The organism is Dictyobacter halimunensis (genome assembly GCF_036245075.1).
On the sequence record NZ_BSRI01000002.1, the window covers coordinates 2,537,116 to 2,555,801 of the forward strand.

The 18,686-nt window shown below is 54.4% G+C and carries 21 protein-coding genes; 10 read left to right on the forward strand and 11 right to left on the reverse strand.

Annotation, left to right across the window (positions count from 1 at the left end; genetic code table 11):
- Positions 1–115: 115 nt before the first annotated feature.
- The 5 genes from AABA21_RS24545 to purK all read right to left on the reverse strand — a co-directional run bounded on the left by AABA21_RS24545 (position 116) and on the right by purK (position 5,386).
- Positions 116–1,060, reverse strand: a complete 945-nt coding sequence (locus AABA21_RS24545; protein WP_338254331.1) for a ribose-phosphate diphosphokinase — start codon at positions 1,058–1,060, stop codon at positions 116–118.
- A 270-nt stretch (positions 1,061–1,330) separates the two neighbouring features.
- Positions 1,331–2,416, reverse strand: a complete 1,086-nt coding sequence (gene queA / locus AABA21_RS24550) for a tRNA preQ1(34) S-adenosylmethionine ribosyltransferase-isomerase QueA (protein ID WP_420917216.1) — start codon at positions 2,414–2,416, stop codon at positions 1,331–1,333.
- Entirely contained in the window at positions 2,413–3,444 is a 1,032-nt protein-coding gene (gene ruvB / locus AABA21_RS24555; protein WP_338254334.1) for a Holliday junction branch migration DNA helicase RuvB, read from the reverse strand. Before ruvB ends, queA begins: the two co-directional genes overlap by 4 nt.
- A gap of 167 nt (positions 3,445–3,611) precedes the next feature.
- The gene (locus AABA21_RS24560) at positions 3,612–4,217 is read right to left on the reverse strand and encodes a 5-(carboxyamino)imidazole ribonucleotide mutase (protein WP_338254336.1); all 606 of its coding nucleotides are present in this window, start codon (positions 4,215–4,217) and stop codon (positions 3,612–3,614) included.
- An 8-nt stretch (positions 4,218–4,225) separates the two neighbouring features.
- Positions 4,226–5,386 carry a 5-(carboxyamino)imidazole ribonucleotide synthase gene (gene purK, locus AABA21_RS24565; protein WP_338254338.1) on the reverse strand — a complete coding sequence of 387 codons (1,161 nt, stop codon included), beginning with the start codon at positions 5,384–5,386 and terminating at the stop codon, positions 4,226–4,228.
- A gap of 835 nt (positions 5,387–6,221) precedes the next feature.
- Here purK and AABA21_RS24570 point away from each other — a divergent pair.
- The 3 genes from AABA21_RS24570 (at position 6,222) to AABA21_RS24580 (ending at position 7,039) form a co-directional block, all read left to right on the forward strand.
- Positions 6,222–6,443, forward strand: coding sequence for a carboxymuconolactone decarboxylase family protein (locus AABA21_RS24570; RefSeq protein ID WP_338254340.1), 222 nt, complete (start codon positions 6,222–6,224; stop codon positions 6,441–6,443).
- Positions 6,444–6,461: 18 nt separating this feature from the next.
- Positions 6,462–6,728 (forward strand): carboxymuconolactone decarboxylase family protein, encoded by a 267-nt coding sequence (locus tag AABA21_RS24575; RefSeq protein ID WP_338254341.1) that lies wholly within the window; start codon positions 6,462–6,464, stop codon positions 6,726–6,728.
- Positions 6,729–6,799: 71 nt separating this feature from the next.
- Positions 6,800–7,039 carry a hypothetical protein gene (locus AABA21_RS24580; RefSeq protein WP_338254342.1) on the forward strand — a complete coding sequence of 80 codons (240 nt, stop codon included), beginning with the start codon at positions 6,800–6,802 and terminating at the stop codon, positions 7,037–7,039.
- A gap of 45 nt (positions 7,040–7,084) precedes the next feature.
- Here AABA21_RS24580 and AABA21_RS24585 read toward each other — a convergent pair whose 3' ends face one another.
- Complete coding sequence (locus tag AABA21_RS24585) at positions 7,085–8,407, reverse strand: IS4 family transposase (RefSeq protein WP_338254345.1); 1,323 nt, start codon at positions 8,405–8,407, stop codon at positions 7,085–7,087.
- Positions 8,408–8,552: 145 nt separating this feature from the next.
- The gene (gene ychF / locus AABA21_RS24590) at positions 8,553–9,728 is read right to left on the reverse strand and encodes a redox-regulated ATPase YchF (RefSeq protein ID WP_338254346.1); all 1,176 of its coding nucleotides are present in this window, start codon (positions 9,726–9,728) and stop codon (positions 8,553–8,555) included.
- A gap of 452 nt (positions 9,729–10,180) precedes the next feature.
- Here ychF and AABA21_RS24595 point away from each other — a divergent pair, with 452 nt between their 5' ends.
- The 6 genes from AABA21_RS24595 to AABA21_RS24620 all read left to right on the forward strand — a co-directional run bounded on the left by AABA21_RS24595 (position 10,181) and on the right by AABA21_RS24620 (position 14,552).
- A complete protein-coding gene (locus tag AABA21_RS24595) occupies positions 10,181–10,408 on the forward strand; it encodes an FmdB family zinc ribbon protein (protein WP_160145798.1) in 228 nt (75 codons plus the stop codon).
- An 80-nt stretch (positions 10,409–10,488) separates the two neighbouring features.
- Positions 10,489–10,998, forward strand: a complete 510-nt coding sequence (locus AABA21_RS24600; RefSeq protein ID WP_338254350.1) for a hypothetical protein — start codon at positions 10,489–10,491, stop codon at positions 10,996–10,998.
- Positions 10,999–11,300: 302 nt separating this feature from the next.
- Entirely contained in the window at positions 11,301–12,071 is a 771-nt protein-coding gene (locus AABA21_RS24605) for a ParA family protein (protein ID WP_338254351.1), read from the forward strand.
- The gene (locus tag AABA21_RS24610; RefSeq protein WP_338254352.1) at positions 12,064–13,065 is read left to right on the forward strand and encodes a ParB/RepB/Spo0J family partition protein; all 1,002 of its coding nucleotides are present in this window, start codon (positions 12,064–12,066) and stop codon (positions 13,063–13,065) included. Before AABA21_RS24605 ends, AABA21_RS24610 begins: the two co-directional genes overlap by 8 nt.
- A gap of 20 nt (positions 13,066–13,085) precedes the next feature.
- Complete coding sequence (locus AABA21_RS24615; protein WP_338254354.1) at positions 13,086–13,568, forward strand: DinB family protein; 483 nt, start codon at positions 13,086–13,088, stop codon at positions 13,566–13,568.
- Positions 13,569–13,733: 165 nt separating this feature from the next.
- Positions 13,734–14,552 carry a response regulator gene (locus AABA21_RS24620; protein WP_338254355.1) on the forward strand — a complete coding sequence of 273 codons (819 nt, stop codon included), beginning with the start codon at positions 13,734–13,736 and terminating at the stop codon, positions 14,550–14,552.
- On the opposite strand, the gene AABA21_RS24625 is transcribed toward AABA21_RS24620, so the two are convergent.
- Positions 14,549–15,220 (reverse strand): sensor histidine kinase, encoded by a 672-nt coding sequence (locus tag AABA21_RS24625; protein WP_338254357.1) that lies wholly within the window; start codon positions 15,218–15,220, stop codon positions 14,549–14,551. The two genes, AABA21_RS24620 and AABA21_RS24625, sit on opposite strands and share 4 nt — an antisense overlap.
- Positions 15,221–15,628: 408 nt before the next feature.
- On the opposite strand from AABA21_RS24625, the gene AABA21_RS24630 reads away from it, so the two are divergent.
- Positions 15,629–16,567 carry a hypothetical protein gene (locus AABA21_RS24630; RefSeq protein ID WP_338254359.1) on the forward strand — a complete coding sequence of 313 codons (939 nt, stop codon included), beginning with the start codon at positions 15,629–15,631 and terminating at the stop codon, positions 16,565–16,567.
- 327 nt (positions 16,568–16,894) lie between these two features.
- On the opposite strand, the gene AABA21_RS24635 is transcribed toward AABA21_RS24630, so the two are convergent.
- The 3 genes from AABA21_RS24635 to AABA21_RS24645 form a co-directional block, all read right to left on the reverse strand.
- Positions 16,895–17,281, reverse strand: coding sequence for a hypothetical protein (locus AABA21_RS24635; protein ID WP_338254360.1), 387 nt, complete (start codon positions 17,279–17,281; stop codon positions 16,895–16,897).
- Between the two features lie 68 nt (positions 17,282–17,349).
- On the reverse strand, positions 17,350–18,309 hold the full coding sequence (locus tag AABA21_RS24640; protein WP_338254362.1) for a hypothetical protein: 960 nt from the start codon (positions 18,307–18,309) through the stop codon (positions 17,350–17,352).
- A 45-nt stretch (positions 18,310–18,354) separates the two neighbouring features.
- Complete coding sequence (locus AABA21_RS24645; protein WP_338254364.1) at positions 18,355–18,663, reverse strand: 4Fe-4S dicluster domain-containing protein; 309 nt, start codon at positions 18,661–18,663, stop codon at positions 18,355–18,357.
- Positions 18,664–18,686: the final 23 nt, after the last annotated feature.

Below are 18,686 nucleotides of genomic sequence, written 5' to 3' on the forward strand. Positions count from 1 at the left end.
GCACATTATACACACATTGTTTATTCAAGGGGAGAGGAAGGGATTTTGGGGACACCCCAAACCCCGGCAGGAGGGGCTCGCCGCCCCTCCTGCACCTCCCTGCTTTATGACGGGGTTAGATGGTGTCGAACAGGCTACTGACAGATTCTCCGTTGTGGTTGCGGCGGATCGTTTCGGCGATCAGGGGGGCCAGCGAGAGAACGGTCATGTTGGGGAGGCGCTTTTCGGCCGGTATGGGTACCGTGTTGGTGGTGACGATCTCTTCGATGTCGGGCTGGCTCTTGAGGCGCTCGATGGCCTTACCTGTGAAGAGGCCGTGTGTGCAGGCGACGAAGATGCGGCCGACGCCGCGTTCGCGTACATGCTGCAGGATCTCGACGATGGTTCCACCATTGGCGATCTCGTCGTCGATGATGATAACATCTTTCCCGCTTACGTCACCGACGATGCTGTCGATAACGACCTTGTCGTCGCTGATCCTTTTCTTGCTGCCGGCCGCGACTGGCATGTTGAGGAGGCGCGAGAAGTACGTCGCCGATTTGGCGTTGCCGAGGTCGGGCGAGACGACGATGCCGTTGGTCAGATTGTAGGAACGGAAGTGCTGGGCCAGCACGTTGAGCGCGTTTAAGTGGTCTGTGGGAACACTGAAGAAGCCGTGCACCTGCGGGGCATGCAGGGCTACCGTAATGACGCGATTGGCGCCGGCGGTCTGCAGCAGATCCGCGACCAGGCGGCCCGCGATTGAGATACGGGGCGCGTCTTTTTTGTCCGAGCGCGCGTAGGCATAGTATGGGATGACCGCTGTCAGGCGGGCCGCGGATGCTCCACGGGCCGCGTCCAGCATAAATAACAGCTCCATCAAGTTTTCTTGAACCGGAGTGACCAGAGGTTGGACCAGGTAGACATCACTCTCGCGGCAGTTTTCATTCATTTGAACATAAAGGCAGTCATTGCTGAAATGTTGAATGTGGGTTGGCGAGAGCTGCAGGCCCAGATATTCACTGATCTCCCGGGCCAGATCCTGATGAGCACTGCCACTGAAAATAGTAATGTCACGCATAAATTTTTTATCCTTATATTCCTACCTGAAGGTATATCATTCAAACACATGCGCTGCCTGGCGGAATAAGGTCAGCAGGGCATAAAGTAGGGGAAGAAAAGGCATCCTTCTCTTCTCAAATTATTGCTGTGATTTCACATATACTATTTTGACACCTGTATGATTGTAGCGTCAAGGAGGGGTGCCGCAAAGTCCCCTATTCTTTTTGTTTTAATGAGGGGTGCATGGTTCTCCCTGCACCTCCCGCCTGGGGTGCGCCAGGGCAGAGCGCTATAGTAGCAGCATTGCATCCCCAAAGCTGAAGAAGCGATAGCGCTCTTTAATGGCTTCCTGATAGGCCTGTTCCATTAGCTCTTTCCCCATGAAGGCGCTGACCAGCAGCAGTAAGGTTGAGCGGGGTAGATGAAAGTTGGTGATCATGGCATCTACGGCTCTGAAGGGAGTACCGGGCGTAATAAAGAGCCTGGTGCTGCCTTTGTAAGGTGCGATTTCGCCATCGTATATGCTGGCGACGCTCTCCAGTACGCGTACCGAGGTGGTACCCACGGCGACGACTCGACCACCGGCCTGCCTGGTCTCGTTGATCAGAGCTGCCGTCTCGGCGTCGAGCTCGATCTCTTCGCTGTGCATTTTGTGTTCGCTGACGTTTTCGTGCTCAACCGGTCGAAATGTATCTAATCCTACGTGCAGCGTGACAAAACCGGTGCGTACACCTTGCTGGCGCAGGCGGTCCAATAGCTCCGGGGTAAAGTGCAGGCCAGCTGTAGGAGCGGCCGCCGAGCCCTGGATGCGCGCATAGACCGTCTGATAGCGCTCTTGATCTTCCAGCGTTTCGTGGATGTAGGGTGGGAGCGGCATGCGACCGACCTCATCGATGCGCTGGCGCACGCTGAGGAGTTGATAGGGATCATCGCTATCGGCCTGCTGGTCGGGGACCGTGAAGTGCACGATGCGCCCACCGGCTTCGGTGCGTTGCTGAATCTCACCAACCAGGCGGGGAGGCTGGCCCTGTGGCCCGAAATGGATGATCGCTCCTTCGCGCAGCCGTCGTCCTGGCCGCACCAGAGCTTCCCAGTGATCTGGACCCAGCTCGTTGCGCTCGGCCAGCAAAAGGACCTCGGCGACACCGTTTGTCTGCGGCCGATAGCCCAGCAGGCGCGCCGGGATGACGCGGCTCTGGTTGGCGATCAGCAGATCGCCCGGACGCAAGAATTCGCCCAGATCTCGGAAATGTCGATGCGTAAATGTTTTATCTTCGCGCCGCACAACGAGGAGCCGCGAAGCGTCTCGCGGCTCAATCGGGGTCTGCGCAATTAATTCTAATGGTAGATCGTAATTAAAATCACTTATCTTCAGGTTGTTGTCCACAGCGTCTGTCCACTTTCTCCGCCCGGTGCTGCCAGGCCTAGATGCTGATATGCGGCCCGCATGGCGATACGGCCGCGTGGTGTGCGCGCGATGAAGCCCAACTGCAGCAGATAGGGCTCATAGACATCCTCAATCGTCTCTGAATCTTCGCTGGTGCTTGCCGCCAGCGTATCCAGTCCCACGGGCCCACCGTTGAACTTGTTGATGATGGTCAACAGCATGTTGCGGTCGGTCTGGTCCAGGCCGATCTCGTCTACTTCCATCGCGTCCAGTGCCGCTTTGGCGACCTCGCGCGTAATGACGCCATCGGCCTTGACCTGCGCATAGTCGCGCACGCGCTTGAGCAGGCGGTTAACGATACGTGGGGTACCTCGTGCGCGGCTGGCGATCTCTTCAATGCCGTCCATGTCGGCGGCCACCTTCAGGATGCGCGCCGAACGTGCCACGATCAGCTTGAGCGACTCCTGGTCATAGTATTCCATGCGATAGATGGCGCCAAAGCGATCGCGCAACGGAGCGGTCAGCGACCCGACGCGTGTCGTCGCGCCCACCACCGTAAAGGGAGGCAGGTTGAGGCGCAGCGATCGCGCACTGGGACCCTTACCAATCATAACATCCAGCGCAAAATCTTCCATGGCGGAATAGAGACGCTCCTCTACCGCGCGCGCCAGGCGATGGATTTCATCGATAAACAGGATCTCACCCGGTTGAAGCGAGGTCAGGATTGAGGCCAGGTCGCCTGCATGCTCAATCGCCGGACCCGAAGTGGTGCGCAGATTCACGCCCATCTCGGCGGCGATAATATTACACAGCGTCGTCTTACCTAATCCTGGCGGTCCATACAGCAACACGTGATCCACCGATTCATTGCGGCGACGCGCAGCTTCCAACAAGATGCTCAGGTTTTCTTTAATCTTCTCTTGACCGACGTATTCAGACAGGTGACGAGGGCGCAGACTGCCTTCAATCAGCTGTTCCTCTTCACTGATATTGGGTGAAACGAGGCGGTCCCCCATATATATCTCCGATATGAAACTAGTGTTCTACAACGTGTTGCTCACATTATATCATAGGTTGGGACCCTGAGTTTCATTTTGTTGTGGCGCAGAGAATGTGCAATGCACATTCTCTGCGCCACAACAAAAACAAGGCGCGGGCGCTTGCGCCCGCACCGCAAAACGCGCTACGCGCCAAAATTCTTTAATTTGTTTTCGAGGGTCTGGTTCTGCGTGGCCACACGCCGTTTACGCTTCTCGGCATAGGCCAGCAGCCGCTCTTTGATGGCGGGATCTGCGATCGCTAGCTCTTTGGCGGCGTGGATGGCCGCGTTCACCGCGCCAGCATCCCCGATGGCCATCACAGCGACCGGAGCACCTTCGGGCATCTGCACCATCGATAGCAGGGCATCGACGCCCTTGAGTGCTCCAAGATCGCGTGGGACGCCGATCACCGGCAGATCCGCTCGCAGGTCGGCTATGTTGCCGGGCAGATGGGCCGCGCCGCCCGCGCAGGCGATAATCACCTGTACGGAGGCGGGCAGATTATCGATATGTCCGACCACGGTGCGCAGGTCGCGATGGACCGAGTTGATCTGTACCAGGCAGGTGATGCCGAATTCGTTGCGCAAGGTATCCACCGCCTTCATCATCAAAGGAAGATCTGAATCGCTGCCCATCGTGATCAACACCTTTGGCTCGCCTTGGGCCGCCGGGCCGATCCCCTCGGGCGAGACCAGGACGCCATGCTCCTGGCTGAGCGCCGCGCGTATCTGTTGCTGGTTGTCTGACATGATGTTCGCTATATCGAGAGCGTTGCCCTCGCCTCCTTCGCTTGCTTGTAGACCCTGTCCAGGTCGTCTCCGACCACGGTAATATGCCCCATTTTGCGATCGATTTTGGTTTCGCGCTTACCATAAATATGCGGGAAGACATGCTCGTGATCATAGTCATGGGACCACTTTACGTCGGCAGGTCCGTTGCGCTCTCCAAGGATGTTTTCCATCACCGCCGCTGGATAGAGCATTGTCGTGGGGGTCAGTGAGAGGTTGGTGATGGCTCGCAGGTGCTGTTCAAATTGGGAGGTCTGGCATGCTTCAATGGTGTAGTGGCCCGAATTATGCGGACGCGGGGCGATCTCGTTCAACCATAGCTTGCCCTGTCTGTCCAGGAACATCTCCACTCCGAAGATGCCGATTCCTTCCAGTCGGTCAATGCTCTCGCTGGCCATCTTCCGTGCCTCAGCCTGCAACTCGTCCGAAATCTGAGCAGGCGCCAGCACCGTCAGACAGATGTCGCGCTCGTGGATCATCTCGACAACCGGGAAGGAGGCGCTCTCTCCACGTTCATTGCGGGCAATCATAATGCCGAGCTCTTTATCCAGGTCGATGCATTTCTCCACGTAGAGCTCGCGATCGCCCAGTTTGGCGCGTGCGCTCTCGATGTCCTCAGGACCATTGACGCGGGCGTTGCCACGTCCATCGTAGGCATCTTTCTTCGCCTTCAGGACCAGCGGATAGCCCCATTCACGGGCCGCCTGCTCGATATCTTCCTGTGAAGAAACCGAGCGGTAGGGGGCCACCGCGATGTCGTGCCGCGCCAGAAATTCCTTCTGCTCAAATTTATTCTGGATAATCGCCAGCAGTTCTGGCGAGGGATAGATTTTTACGCCCTCGGCCTGCAGATCCTGCAACGCCTGTGTATTGATATGCTCGATTTCATAGGTCAAAATATCCGCACGGTCCGCCAGCTGCCTTAGCGCCACCGGATCCTTTAAACTGCCCACAATCTGCTCCGCTACCACCGATGCCGGGCATGCGGGCGTCGGGTCCAGCACCACCACCGAAGCAAAGCCCAGCTTACGGGCCGCTTCACTGATCATCAAACCTAATTGCCCGCCCCCGATAATACCAATCCGGGTGCGAGCAATAACTGCTGCTTCCTGAGAATGTTCTGTATTCACTGATCGGCTCTCCTTTGTATCACGCTGATTTATTGTAGACATGAGCCCTCAATCCTGTCAAACAGAAACCATAAACAAACCTTAAAGAAAATTGATATTAGATCTTCGCCCATCGCACCCAAAAACGTGCGAACTTGAAAACGCGAGGAATTGATCGCTGGGTGTCATTCATGTTGTTGCAAAAAGAGAAGGCGACAAGCAACACGAAACGCCCCACCAACGAGAAACGCCCATGTAGGGTCGACCTTCAACGGTCGACCGGCTCGCGAGCGACAGCGATTGCGGGCCACGTACCCGGCCGGTTCGGCTTCTCGTGGAAACCATCTCGCCCCACGTGGTACCCCAGAAGGAACGTTCGCTTTTGGGTACGCCTGCGCAACGTTGGCGTGTGGGAACCACGTGGGGGGAAGCAAGGGAAGCGGTGTCGTGGGGGCATGAGGGCTGCCGTCGCTGGCGCTGGCAGCCCGGTCGACCGTTGAAGGTCGACCCTACACGGGGATTCCGATTTTCGGGGGCGTTCCGGTTTTCGGGGGCACTCCGGTTTTGTTATCTTATCTTTTTGCAACAACATGAATGGCACCCTTGATCTCTTCCGGCCTTGATTTTTGGGCGGAAATATGTTATTATTATATATGTGTTCAAGAGAAGCCAGCAAATTGGCTTCTTTTTTTATGCCTATTTTCTCCTCATACACTTTCCTCCAAAGCAACGCACGGGTTTGCGTTCCAGGTGACGATCCTTAAAGTTCTTGCTACTTCTGGCTTGCACGCAGATCGTCTGTCCAATAAAATAGGAATGATATTATTCCATTGTTTATTTGGGGAGGAGGATGTGTATGCCACGCATTCAACCTGATGACTCGGTACAACTGCCCGCGTATGCTACCGATGGCAGCTCGACTATGACGACGCTCTTTAAGACGATGGCGCATCGACCTGATATCATGCAGAGCTCCATGCAGCTGGTGGAGGCTGCTATGCGCGGTGGTACCGTGGAGCCACAGCTCAAGGAACTATTAGCTATCCGCGTGTCTCAGGTGAACTCCTGCTTCTATTGAGAGAACGCGCATACTGCCTTGGCAAGGCAGATGGGACTGGAGGAGGCGCTGCTTGATGCCCTCTTCCATATCGATCAGCATCGACACCTGTTTACGGATCGCGAGCTGGTCGCACTGCGTTACGCGGAAATTGTAACTACCAGCGCCCGCGATGTGGATGAAAATCTGTGGGATGAACTACAATCCCACTTTGACGATGGCGAGATCGTCGAACTGACCACCGTCATCGGCATCTTCAACTTCTTCAACCGTTTCGCGGACGCCTTAAAACTTGACGAAGCCTGAAACCGTGTGTTGAATGGTGATAGATTTATAGCGATTATTGATAACCGGCTACATTCAGGAGTAAATATAGTATGCCTACCAATGAAGAAAAATATCAGGCTCTTTTAAAAGATCTACATGAGCTGGGCGTTTACCTGCACGGACGCGGCGATAAGACGCACGCCCTTTCCCAGCAGTTCGCCGAAAACGCGAAAAAAGATGCCTCTAGCCGTGAATTTGATCTCAACCAGTCACGCATGCTGGACTACCAGCACCATCTGTGGCATGAGATAGGAAACCTGGTGGATAAGCTGATCAAACAGCACGAATAAGCATGATAGAAAGTGGGGACCAGTCGCGCGACTGGTCCATAGGCGTCAAGTTAAGCCCCAATACTCCCCATCAAGAAGCTGATGGGAAGTGCTGGGGCGTGTCGTTCGTTGAGGGATAGAAGCACTAGCAGCCAGAGCCTCGTGAATGAGTTGTAAGACTTGCTCCAAAGGGAGGCGCCCTCGGAGTCCTTGAAGGAAGAGGGAAACCTGATCACGCAACAGATCTGCCGAAAGCATCCAACTGCGATGAGGATCATCCCAACAACTTTCCATGAGGACCCAATGTTGTACCAGCATGGCAAGAAGCTTCGCATAGAACTCACATAAGATCTGTTGCGGATTGGCACTGCTCCATTGATCCACCTGTCCATGACTTTTCCAGAGTTTGAAGAGTAACTCCACCTGCCATCGCGCTCGATACAGAAGCAGAACTTCCTGGGCTGGCAGCAACATCGCCGGAATATTGGTCACGAGCAGATTCCAAGGAGCCAGAGCGAGCGCTTCAGCAGAGGGAGTATGTCCCCGATTTTTCGCCTTTTCTACCAAATGCGCTCGTCGTTGCTCTGCGACCTCGGGAGCCACGGGCAACGCCAACAAACGAGCAGGTAACCACAAAGCTGGGATGGAACCAAGACGAACGGACAGATCAATGACCTTTCCCGTTTGCTGGCTCAGATACCTCGCTAAGGGCAAACGTTTGCCATCAGGGGTCGAGACCGCCAGATCTCCACGCGGACGAATGACAAAAAAGATGCCTCTTTGGGTCAACTGACGCAGAGAGCGTAAGCTGTAATAGGCTGCATCGGCCACCCACACGCCTCCGACCGGAAGGGCAAGGGCATGCACAGGATTGTGTGTTTCATGGCTTTTGCCATCTTGCAGCAGTGGTCCTCGCAATTGCCCAGAGCGCAGATCCCAGCGTACCCCAAGCTTGACCGAAGAGGCCGAGCCACTGCCTCCACATCCCTTCCACAGGAATGCCAGTGCATCCGGCAATTGCACACTGGAGGCATCTTCCAAAATGACGGCGGGGAAGCGAGCCAGGAGTCCTTGTGTCAGAGGAGAAGACAGGATCAGTGTTGAGACTGCCTGTTCCAAAACACGGCGAAGCCAGGAGGCTGTTTGAAAGCTCAATCGTCCCACAATAGCTTGTTTACTGACGCTGACGCCCACGGCGTGAGCAAAGCGTGCCAGTTGACTCGGACCAGCCAGCGGATGCTGAAGCCATCCCAGGACCAGCACGAGGAGGAGATTGGTGGCAGAAAAACAGCGCTGCCGCTTGATGACGTGTTGCTCTTTCGCCAAGCGAGCAGCGTCTTCAAAAAAGAGGGCCCGCAACGCTTGGCTCAGTGATGCTATACTTTCCATAAGAAAACTCCTGTGGGTGATGTGTGTTTCACAACCTTCATCGTCTCACAGGAGTATTTTTTTGCCTAGCTCGACTTTTTCTGCTTAACTTGACGCCTATGGACCAGTCGCGCGACTGGTCCCCACTTTCTATCATGTCTGAAACTTATTTCCCGACGTTGAAGCGGAAGTGGGCGATATCGCCGTCTTTAATGACGTATTCTTTACCCTCAAGGCGCAGCACACCTTTCTTGGTGGCGGCGGCGAACGATCCGCATTCGATGAAGTCGTTGAAGTGGACCACCTCGGCGCGAATAAAGCCGCGCTCAATGTCCGAGTGGATCTTACCGGCCGCCTCCGGCGCTTTGGCTCCCTGCGTAACTGTCCAGGCGCGCACCTCGTCTTCGCCGGCAGTCAGGAAGGTGATCAGGTTCAGCAGGCGATAGCCAACCTGGATGACGCGATCGGCGCCCAGTTTGGGCAATCCCAGCGACTCCAGGTATTCCCGCGCATCCTCCTCTGGCAGCTCTGACAGCTCCGCCTCAAGACTGGCAGAGATGGCGGCAACTTCTGATCCCTCGCTCTTTGCCTGCCGGGCCACGCGCGCGATACCCTTTAACTCGGAGCTCAGGCTCTCATCAGCGACGCTCTCTCCAGCGTTGATCTTGTCCAGCAGTTCATTGGCCTCGCCCAGCACGCCTTCGCTGACGTTGAGCACATACATGCGTGGCTTCATCGTCAACAGGAACATCTCTTTGAGCAAGGCATACTCCTGCTGCCCTAAATCCAGCTCTTTGACCAGCTTGAACTCTTCCAGTGCTGACTGGAAGCGGCGCAGAATATCTAGCTCCTGCTGATACTTTTTATCGCCGGACTTGGCGGCGCGCGATGTACGCTCAATGCGTCGCTCCACCGAGGCCAGGTCTGTTATCATCAGCTCGGCATTCAGGGTCTCCAGATCGCGATATGGATCGATCGTTTCATTGATATGGGGCACATTATCGTTGGCAAAGCTGCGCAGCACGATCGCCAGCGCATCCGCGTTACGAATGTGGCCCAGAAATTCGGCGCTCAACCCTTCCTTTTTATCCTTGCTCGCCTGTGATGCCTGCCCCATACCGGCCACGTCCACGAATTCAACCGTCGTCGGTGTCACCTTCTTCGGCTGAAAGATCTCGGCCAGCGGCTGCAGGCGCGCATCCGGAACCTGAACCACGCCCACATTCGCCTGCACCGTGCTGGTTGCGTACCCGCTGATTGGTGCCCCCGCCTGTGTCAGAGCGTTAAACAAACTCGTCTTACCACTCTGTGGCAAGCCAATAATTCCTATCGTCAAGGCCATAGTGTTCTCTTCCCTCTCCTCAATAATCTATCAAATAGCGATAATCTATCATCTATAACTGGCACATATTGTATCCTAACTTGCAATCATCCCCCTTCTCTGCGGAAGGTGCAGGAGGGCGGTGAGCCCTCCTGCCAGGGTGTCTCCGCCGATCCTCTGTGCTCGCAAAGCGGGAGGTGCAGGAGGGCGGCGAGCCCTCCTGCCAGGGTGTCTCCGCCGATCCTCTGTGCTCGCAAAGTGGGAGGTGCAGGAGGGCGGCGAGCCCTCCTGCCGGGGTTGCAGGGGTGTCCCCTGCCCATCTCTTCCCCATGATTTGGTGCCGCCGCAGGCGGCACCAAATCATGGAAAAAGTCCTGGACCACATTATAGCTGACTTGACGCAGTCAAAGCCAGACACTACAATATCTGTTGACATACAACACTTTCCATCTATATTTAGGAGGAGTCCCTTAATGCCATTGTTCGAGTATTACTGCGCGGATTGCAAATCCAGATTTGAGCTCCTCGTCAGCCACAAGCATGCTGATGACGTTGTTTGTACGAAGTGCCATAGCGAAAAAGTTCGTCGACTGCTCTCAGTTTTCGCGGCCCCTCGTGGCGCGGGCGAAGATTATTCATTTGACGATGCACCTGCGACAGGTGGCTGTGGCTGTGGTGGCGGTTCCTGCGGTTGTCACTGATCTCTCTTTATCGGATATCGGCAACGACAGGTTCCTTGTTTTTCTATCAACTTTCCTAAGACGAAATCAGGTTTGTCTTTATGTTATTCAACAAAGTGAGCTACCGACGCGGCATCATTGAAGGGGTTATTATCTATGCCATCGGTAGGCTCGGAGCGCTAATTACCCCCGCCGTCTTTCCCGATTGGATGTTTGTCGCGGTCCCCTTACTGTTTTTAGTGTTCCAGTATATTCTACCACCGGTGTGGGCGGCGCGCCGCATGACCTCAACGAAGCGCGAGCGGATCAGCAAGCGTTTCTGGCTACTGGGGCCACGCATCGCCGCTATCTGCCTTGGGCTGGATATCGTCATTAGCCTGTGTTGCGGCTTGCCCTTAACAATGTTTGAGGTACAGCAGGGTCCCGTCTTGCTGCGACTGTTCGCGCGCGGCGCCAGCCATCTGACCCTGACCGGCTACCTGTTCTATGAACTGCGCACCGCCGTCTTTTTGTTTGTCTTTTATACAATCGCGGTCGTCTGTACACGCCTGGCCGGTGGCGGCTTCCTGCGTTTTACGATGCCCGCAGGCGGTAATCGCGTAACATTGTAATTTTTATAGCTACACTGCGCATCCATAAGGGTTCATACCATTATACGCTGAACCCTATCTGTTGCTGTGTAAATTCTTTTTATTTCTCCATTATAGTGTTTATTGTAGCCGGTATTATTCTGTTTATCACTTCATCTACATATCTAATAATACCGACACGCCTTTCAGTTGTGCGCTCGAATCGAGACAATCACACTATTGTGATAAGTCATGTTGCTTCTCTCTGATACATTTGTTACAATGTGCCTGAAGCGGAGCTTTATGGTCTTCGGCATGGAAGAGGAAAGGTATGGTCGCATCCGGTGTCAAAAGTGTACGCAATTACGAACCAAAAAGGCGGCGTCGGCAAGACAACTTCAGCTATCAACCTGGCTACGTACCTGGCTGCCGCCGGGCGCAGGGTACTGCTGGTTGATATGGACCCGCAGGCCAACGCCTCGAGTGGAATTGGCGTGTTAAAAAATAAGCGAACACATACGATCTATGATTTGCTTATACAAGAGAATGATGAAATTTCTATATTTGATGTGATTGTTCCAACTTCGCGTCGCGAACTGGTGGTGGCCCCCTGTACCGTCGATCTGGCCGCGGCCGAGATTGAACTGGTCGGCGCGATCGCCCGTGAACATCGCCTGCGCCAGATTCTGGAGCCTATTCGTGAGCGCTGCGATTATATTATTATCGATTGCCCTCCCTCTCTTGGCCTGTTGACGGTGAATGCTCTGGTGGCCGCCGATGGTATCATTATTCCTATTCAGTGCGAATACCTGGCGCTGGAGGGTTTAAGCCAGCTCTTGAATACCGTGAATATCATAAAGTCAAAGCTGAATGCAAAACTGTATATTGTTGGTGTGATCCTGACGATGTTTGACTCTCGTACACGGTTGGCGGCCGATATTGTGCGCGAGGTACGCAGTCATTTCCCACAAGAAGTGTTCCAAACAATTATTAATCGAAATGTTCGCCTAAGTGAGGCCCCTAGCTTCGGCCAGGCGATCCTGGATTACGATCCTACTTCCCCTGGGGGTCTGGCGTATCGCGCACTTGCCGAGGAGGTAATGGCTCGTGGCTAAACCAAAATCCGGGCTGGGACGCGGTCTGGATGCGTTGATCTCTGGCGCTTCCGATGTGATGTCCGCCCAACAACCGGCTAGAGTTTCTGCCGATACTCTGCCTTTGGTTCCTATTGATAGCATTATCCCCAATCCGCGTCAGCCACGGCGCACGTTCCGTGATGACGATCCCCTGTTATTTGAGTTGCGAGACTCCATTAAAGAGCATGGTTTGATTCAGCCGATCGTGGTGACGCGGCTGGATGGAGCCGATAAGGCGCAGTCGGCCCAGGCTGAAAGTGATTGGTTTGGTTCTTCTTCCTCCACAGTTCCCGCCGCTCCCGTGGTGCAGTATCAGATCATCGCCGGTGAGCGTCGCTGGCGCGCGTCCAAACTGGCCGGATTGACCAAAGTTCCGGTGGTCATCAAGGACGTTTCTCCTCTGGAGATGCTTGAGCTGGCCTTGATTGAAAATATTCAGCGCTTTGATCTTAATCCCATTGAAGAGGCCCTGGCCTACCAGGCGCTGGTGCAGGAGTTCGGCCTGACCCAGGAGTCGGTGGCGCGCCAGGTGGGTAAGGACCGGGTGACGGTTACCAATGCGCTGCGCTTGCTGCAGCTTGCTCCTCGCGTGCGTGAGATGCTGGTTAATCAGGTCGATAACTTCACAGCCGGCCATGCGCGCGCCTTGATCAATATTGAGAGCGAAGAGGCCCAGATCCAGGCTATGGAGCAGATTATTGCCCTGCGTCTGAATGTGCGCCAGGCGGAAGAACTGGCGACACGTATCAAGAATGCTGAAGACGTGGAGGGAGCTATCGAGCAGGCTAATTCGGGCCCGCTGCGCTCTCCCGAACTGTCCAGTCTGGAGGAGCACTTCCGTGAGGCCTTGATGGTGAAGGTCGACCTGAAATGCAATGCCAGAGGAAAAGGTAAGTTGGTCCTCCATTTTAATAATCAGGATGAATTGGATAGTCTCTACGATCGATTGGTGAAGCCACAGGAAGATATATAGCACCATAGTGGGGAGGCAATATGGCGGGGATTGAGAGTCCATTTGTGAAAGTTCGACGTCGGCTGGTTATGGCTCGTATCGAGTTTATGAGCCAGTTGGCCGCGTTCCAACCGGAGGATTTGTCGCGCTCCCTGACAGCCGAGGGTGAGTCTCCCCTGCTGATTGCCCATCACCTGGCTACTATAGAGGTCGTGGCCTTGCAGCAGTTGCAGCGCATTCAGTCCGAAGATAATCCCCATTTTGATACTTTGCTTCAACTCCTTCCCGTTGAGACAGAGCTGGGCGATGCCGTCCTCTCTTTAGATTCGGTGCTGGTCGAGATGTCTGATCGCCGCTCTGAGCTTCTTTCCTATCTATCACAGGCTCCCCTCTCCAATTGGGAGCGTCCCTTTGTTTTTGCCTCCTGGGGCTCTCGGAAGTTCTATCAACTTGTGAATATGCTACCGTTACATGATCGCCAGCATGCTCGTCAACTGGCGACTATGCGTGCCCATTTGTCATAGTTTGACGCTTGTATGCTGACTTGTGAGATAAAATCCCCATTTGTTTAATGGCTATACTAGGAATATGAAAGTATATGAAGCAACCTGGCATGTTTTTAATCTGTGAGGATGCGACTTTCACAAGCACTTTGCCGTTTGGCTGCTCTGGTTGGAAGGAGTCTTTTTATGCACTATCTCGATACCGATGATCATCATTTGCATACGACTGTGGCTACGGAGTCGCTGACTCTTTCTCCTACACTTTTAACTGGTGATGAAGGACAACGGCTGGCAACCGGTGTGGCCGATAGTCGTAGTATAACGGCGAGTCAGCCCACAATCCAGGTGCGCGTACTGATTGTGGATGACCATGCGTTGATCCGTGAGGGATTGAGCCAGCTTTTCTCCCTGGAAGATGATATTGAGGTGGTGGGTGATGCGGTGGATGGTTTTTCGGCCCTGGAAAAGATCCGCCAGGTCCATCCCGATGTGGTGCTGATGGATATTAATTTGCCCGTGGTGGATGGCATCGCTATTACGCGCCAGGTGACCCAGCAGTTTCCAGCGGTGGCGGTGATTATGCTGACCATGCATCGTCAGAATCAGCAGATTGTGGAGGCGATGCGCAATGGGGCGCGTGGCTATATTTTGAAGAGCGCGACGGCCCGTGAGGTGGCGCAGGCGATTCGCACCGTCCACGCGGGCGGCGTGGCTATCTCTCCTTCCTTGACCGGCGTGCTGGTGAATGAATTGCGCCGCCAGCCAGAGGCGATAACCACTCCCACGGGTCAGCATGTGACCCAACTCTCGGAGAAGGAGGTCGAGATTATCCGTTACCTGGCCGCCGGCATGAGCAATAAGGAGATCGCTGAGCGCCTGGCGTATTCGGAGAAGACGGTCAAGAACTATCTTTCGATCATCTTCCAGAAGCTGCATCTGCGCGATCGTACCCAGGTCGCTATCTTCGCGCTGCGCCAGGGCCTGTTACCAGATGAAGAAGACTAAGTGTTCGTGTCCCTATTGGGCAGTGGAAAGCTGGCTGTGATGACGGTGCCGGACCCTGGTCGACTGTGTAGCTGCCAGCTGCCTCCCACCTCCTGCACGCGTTCGCGCATGGTGCGCAGTCCCAGGTGACGCTGCGAATGCGCCTCTGGTCGCTCGTCGCTCGTCTCTTGAACCGGCATCAAAAATCCGATCCCATTGTCCCTGATCGTTATAAGCAGCACATTATTTTGAATGTCTATGGTGATCCATATATCGCTGGCCTGCGCATGCTGGTGAATATTCGACAGAGCCTCCTGCAGCAGACGAAAGATAGGTGCTTGCAGGTGTTCTGGTATGCGCCCAATGGCTGGCAGATGCTGGTGAATGGTCAGGCCATACTGACTGAGCAGATTAGCAACCGCGTCCTGTATGCCAGCTTGCTCGATCTGTGGAGGACGCAGGGCGTTGATACTGGCTCGCAGCTCCTGTAGGCTCTGCTCCAATATCGTTGCCACCTGCAGGATCTCCTGGCTGATAGCCTGAAATTGCTGCCGCTCAACCAATCGCTGGATAAATTCCAACTTATAGAGCGCGAAGGCAATCTGCTGGACCACGCTATCGTGCAGTTCGCGGCCGATGCGCTGGCGTTCTTGCTCGATCGCGCTAGCCTGCTCATCAGCCGTCTCCATCTTGCATCTTCTCCCCATCTGGCATACACATCCCTATTTTCATCATACTCTACCCTCAAAACCTCGCATTTGTCACCCACCGGGCCATCCATACGTAAGACATGTAGTAGATTAAAAAAAAGCAGGAGGTGCAGGAGGACGGTCAGTCCTCCTGCCGGGGGTTTGGGGGTGTCCCCCAAATCCACTTTACCCTCTCGTGCCGCCGCAGGCGGCGCGAGAGGAAAAATCGATCTTGATCGATCAAATGCTGGCACACCGCGAGTTTTTTTGTTATATGTTGGAACAACAATATTTGACACTGAGAGCACTCTGATAGTATGATAGCTTTCGATACAGTTTTAACGCTAAACTGTAATATCTTCCTGTATTGTTGGCAAGTAAGCCATACAGAGAGAGAAAGGATTACTAATGGCCGCCGATGGTGAACAATCCGCGTCGCGGAGACGTGCAAGAGGAATGACTGGCAGTCAGAATCCACATCCCTCATCGATGTACCAACGGCCCATGAGCGGCGCCAATACGTCGCCTCATACCGATGGATATCGTTTCGATGAAGGAATGATCGACCCACCTCGTTCTAGCTCTAGCGTTGTGCGTTTTACGAATACGCAGCCCCCCCGTTATCCTAATACGCAAGTAGGCATGGGAAGCTCCGCGATTCCGCCCAGGCGTCAGGGGATGACGAAGGATCTGCCGCCCCAAATGCGTTCATCGGGGCATACCGGTCGGCAGCCACGCCTGCCTATGCAGCCACCACCTTCCCAGGTGTATACGACGGCGGGCGCGCGAGGTACCAGCACAAGGAATACTAACACCACGAAGAATACCAGGACTGCGCTGAAGCCGCCGCCTCCGCCTATAAAGGAGAAGCCGACTCGCCGTGTACACTGGCTCTTGCCCGCCGGCGTCGGTATGGTCGCGATGCTGGTCCTCTGGGTCCTGGGTAGCACAGCCCTTTCGTGGGGTATCGCACGCTACAATGATTTTAAATATGGTTATCCCCGTACCTATCAGACCGATGCTGTTGTTGGACACAATGATAGTCTCCAGCATAAAAGTCACTTTATCGCTATCAATTATAATCATCAAGCGGTCGTGATGGAGATGATGGGAGGCGATACCGGGCCGGGTAAGTCGGTCAGCTATGTTGTGAATTTGATGAGTAGCGATAATGTTGACCTGGCGCCTGTAACGGTCGATTTCAAGGATCTCAATGGTGATAGCAAGCCCGATATGATTGTTCACGTCCATCTGTCGAATCAGGATCAAGTCTCTGTATTCGTCAACGATGGCAAGAAATTCCGGCCGACCAACGCCAACGATAAGTTTACCGCGCCGATTAATTAGCGTTCTCTATCTAAAGATGCGCCAATGACTTTTGAATTGCTGTCTGGAGCAAATCTCTCATTCCCACTTTAATTGTTGGGATGATAGGGCGAACGGTATATAGATATTTATCTATATTTTTGTTAGAGATGATTTGCTGCAGCGGGGCCTTGTTCTCTCTTGTCTCTCTCTATGGACGCATGGATGCGTTTCATTACAGGACTGGAAAACCACAATCCCCCAGCATCGTCGACCGTGGCCGCCGAGCAGCGGCTTAATGTGTGGTCGCGTGACGTGGGGGATAAGGTGGCTATTTTTTTTTGCTTGTTTTGCCTGACGCGTCTATCTCTATTTATTAAAGATGCGGCTGTAATGTTCAGCAACGATATCAGATGGGAAGTAGCGTAGCAGATTGACCGCCACCAGCGTAAAGGCGATCCAGTCGAAGCCCGCATCCAGTGGCACTCCCAGAACCGTTCCCACCAGCGGTAGCACCGTGCTCAAGATGGTCTCATTAATCGCGTCCGGGAAGAGCAAGATGGCCACAATGGCTGCGATGGATCCCACAAAGAGCACCTTTTTGAATACGGGAACCCTTCCATCTACCATCAACGCCTTGATCAACCTGGCTGTTTTGAAGCCATGTAAGAAAATGTCTAACCGCCTGGGATGAGCCAGCTTCCGGGCCAGCTGATCACCGGGATATTGCTGCTGTTCTGTCGATTGTTGTAGCATATCTTTTTCCTCCTGCTAAACGCTCTATTGGTAATACGTGCAAGAGTAGGTTGCGGTTTTACTGATCTTTAATGTTTGAACAGAAGCGGGATGAGGAGCTGTCCCGCGTAAACCAGGTGCCAGATGGTGAGCGCGAGGGTGAGCAGGACCAGTAGCACGTGGAAGACGCGCCAGTAGCGGATCAGGGCGCGATAGAATTGCTCGCGCTGCAGCGCATGCTGAACGATCTGTAGCTCCTGTATCTGCTCGTTATAGCCGGGGATCAGGGCGCCGGGCGTCGCCAGTGCACTCCTTTTATCCGGCACGAAACGATATTGCTGGCTGTTGCGGCTGACCTCCTGCGGGGTCTCTTCCAGGGAGATGTACGCGATGTCCCAGGAACTGGGTAGCGCGGTTCCCCCCAGGCTGACCGGATCAGGAGTGACAACCTGGGCCGCCTGTCCATTCAGGGTGCGGGTCGTTTTTCCCTGCGTCTTGAACGTGCGCAGATCTTGCGTGTTGTGAGTGACGATCTTCTGGACGTTGCGCGAGATATCTTCAATACGATCATCCCCGTATTCGGTCAGGGCCTTTTTGACCTCTTTCGTGATCTGTCTCGGCGCCAGGCGGTCAATTGTTCGTCCGATGAAGCCGCTGATGACCAGGGCGATCATTCCTTCGAGGGCGTAGGTGCCAGTGCGGGGATTGAAGTTGCCGAATGAGTGGAGCAGCAGGATTACAATGGCCAGGACCCCAAAGCTGATATGCCAGTTCAGGGACGCGTTGAGATGCCCGATGCGGCGCTGACGCTGGCGCCGGGCACGGGTATAAAGAAACGTTGCCAGCAACATGAAGCCGCTACCCACGATGGCATAGATATAACCGGCCGGGCTATCGGGTGATAGGTCCTGGCTAAAGTGAGCATAGACAAAGAGGCTCAAAATAAAGATAAGGATCATGATCAGGGTGACGAACCACGTTTTTACCCATGGCCGGCCGGTGTCAAAAAAGAACCAGGGATAGCCTTTCTCATCACTTAATCTGTTCATATGTGGTTTCCTCTTCTACGTTGATACATACTCACTTTAGCCTTGTTACATCTCTTCCATGCTGCTGAGAAGCCGTACTTTCAGCCAGAGCATCATAGCATCCCTGTGCAGACCCACCGGGCAGGGCGCGACACAGGCGCCACACTGATAGCAGGCACGCGTAAAGCGCGCGACAGGCTCTGAAATGGGACCCGAGAGGGTCTCGCGGTTGAGCATGTCGATGGTGATCGGTTCGGCGACCGCCGGACATGCCAGCAGGCATTCGTTGCAGCCAATGCACGCCTGGATCTCCTGCCCTACCTGGGGCCTGGTCTTATGAAGAGTGATGGCGTTCGGTTTTAGCATTCTTAGCATTCGTAGGTTGCTCCTTCAAGCCT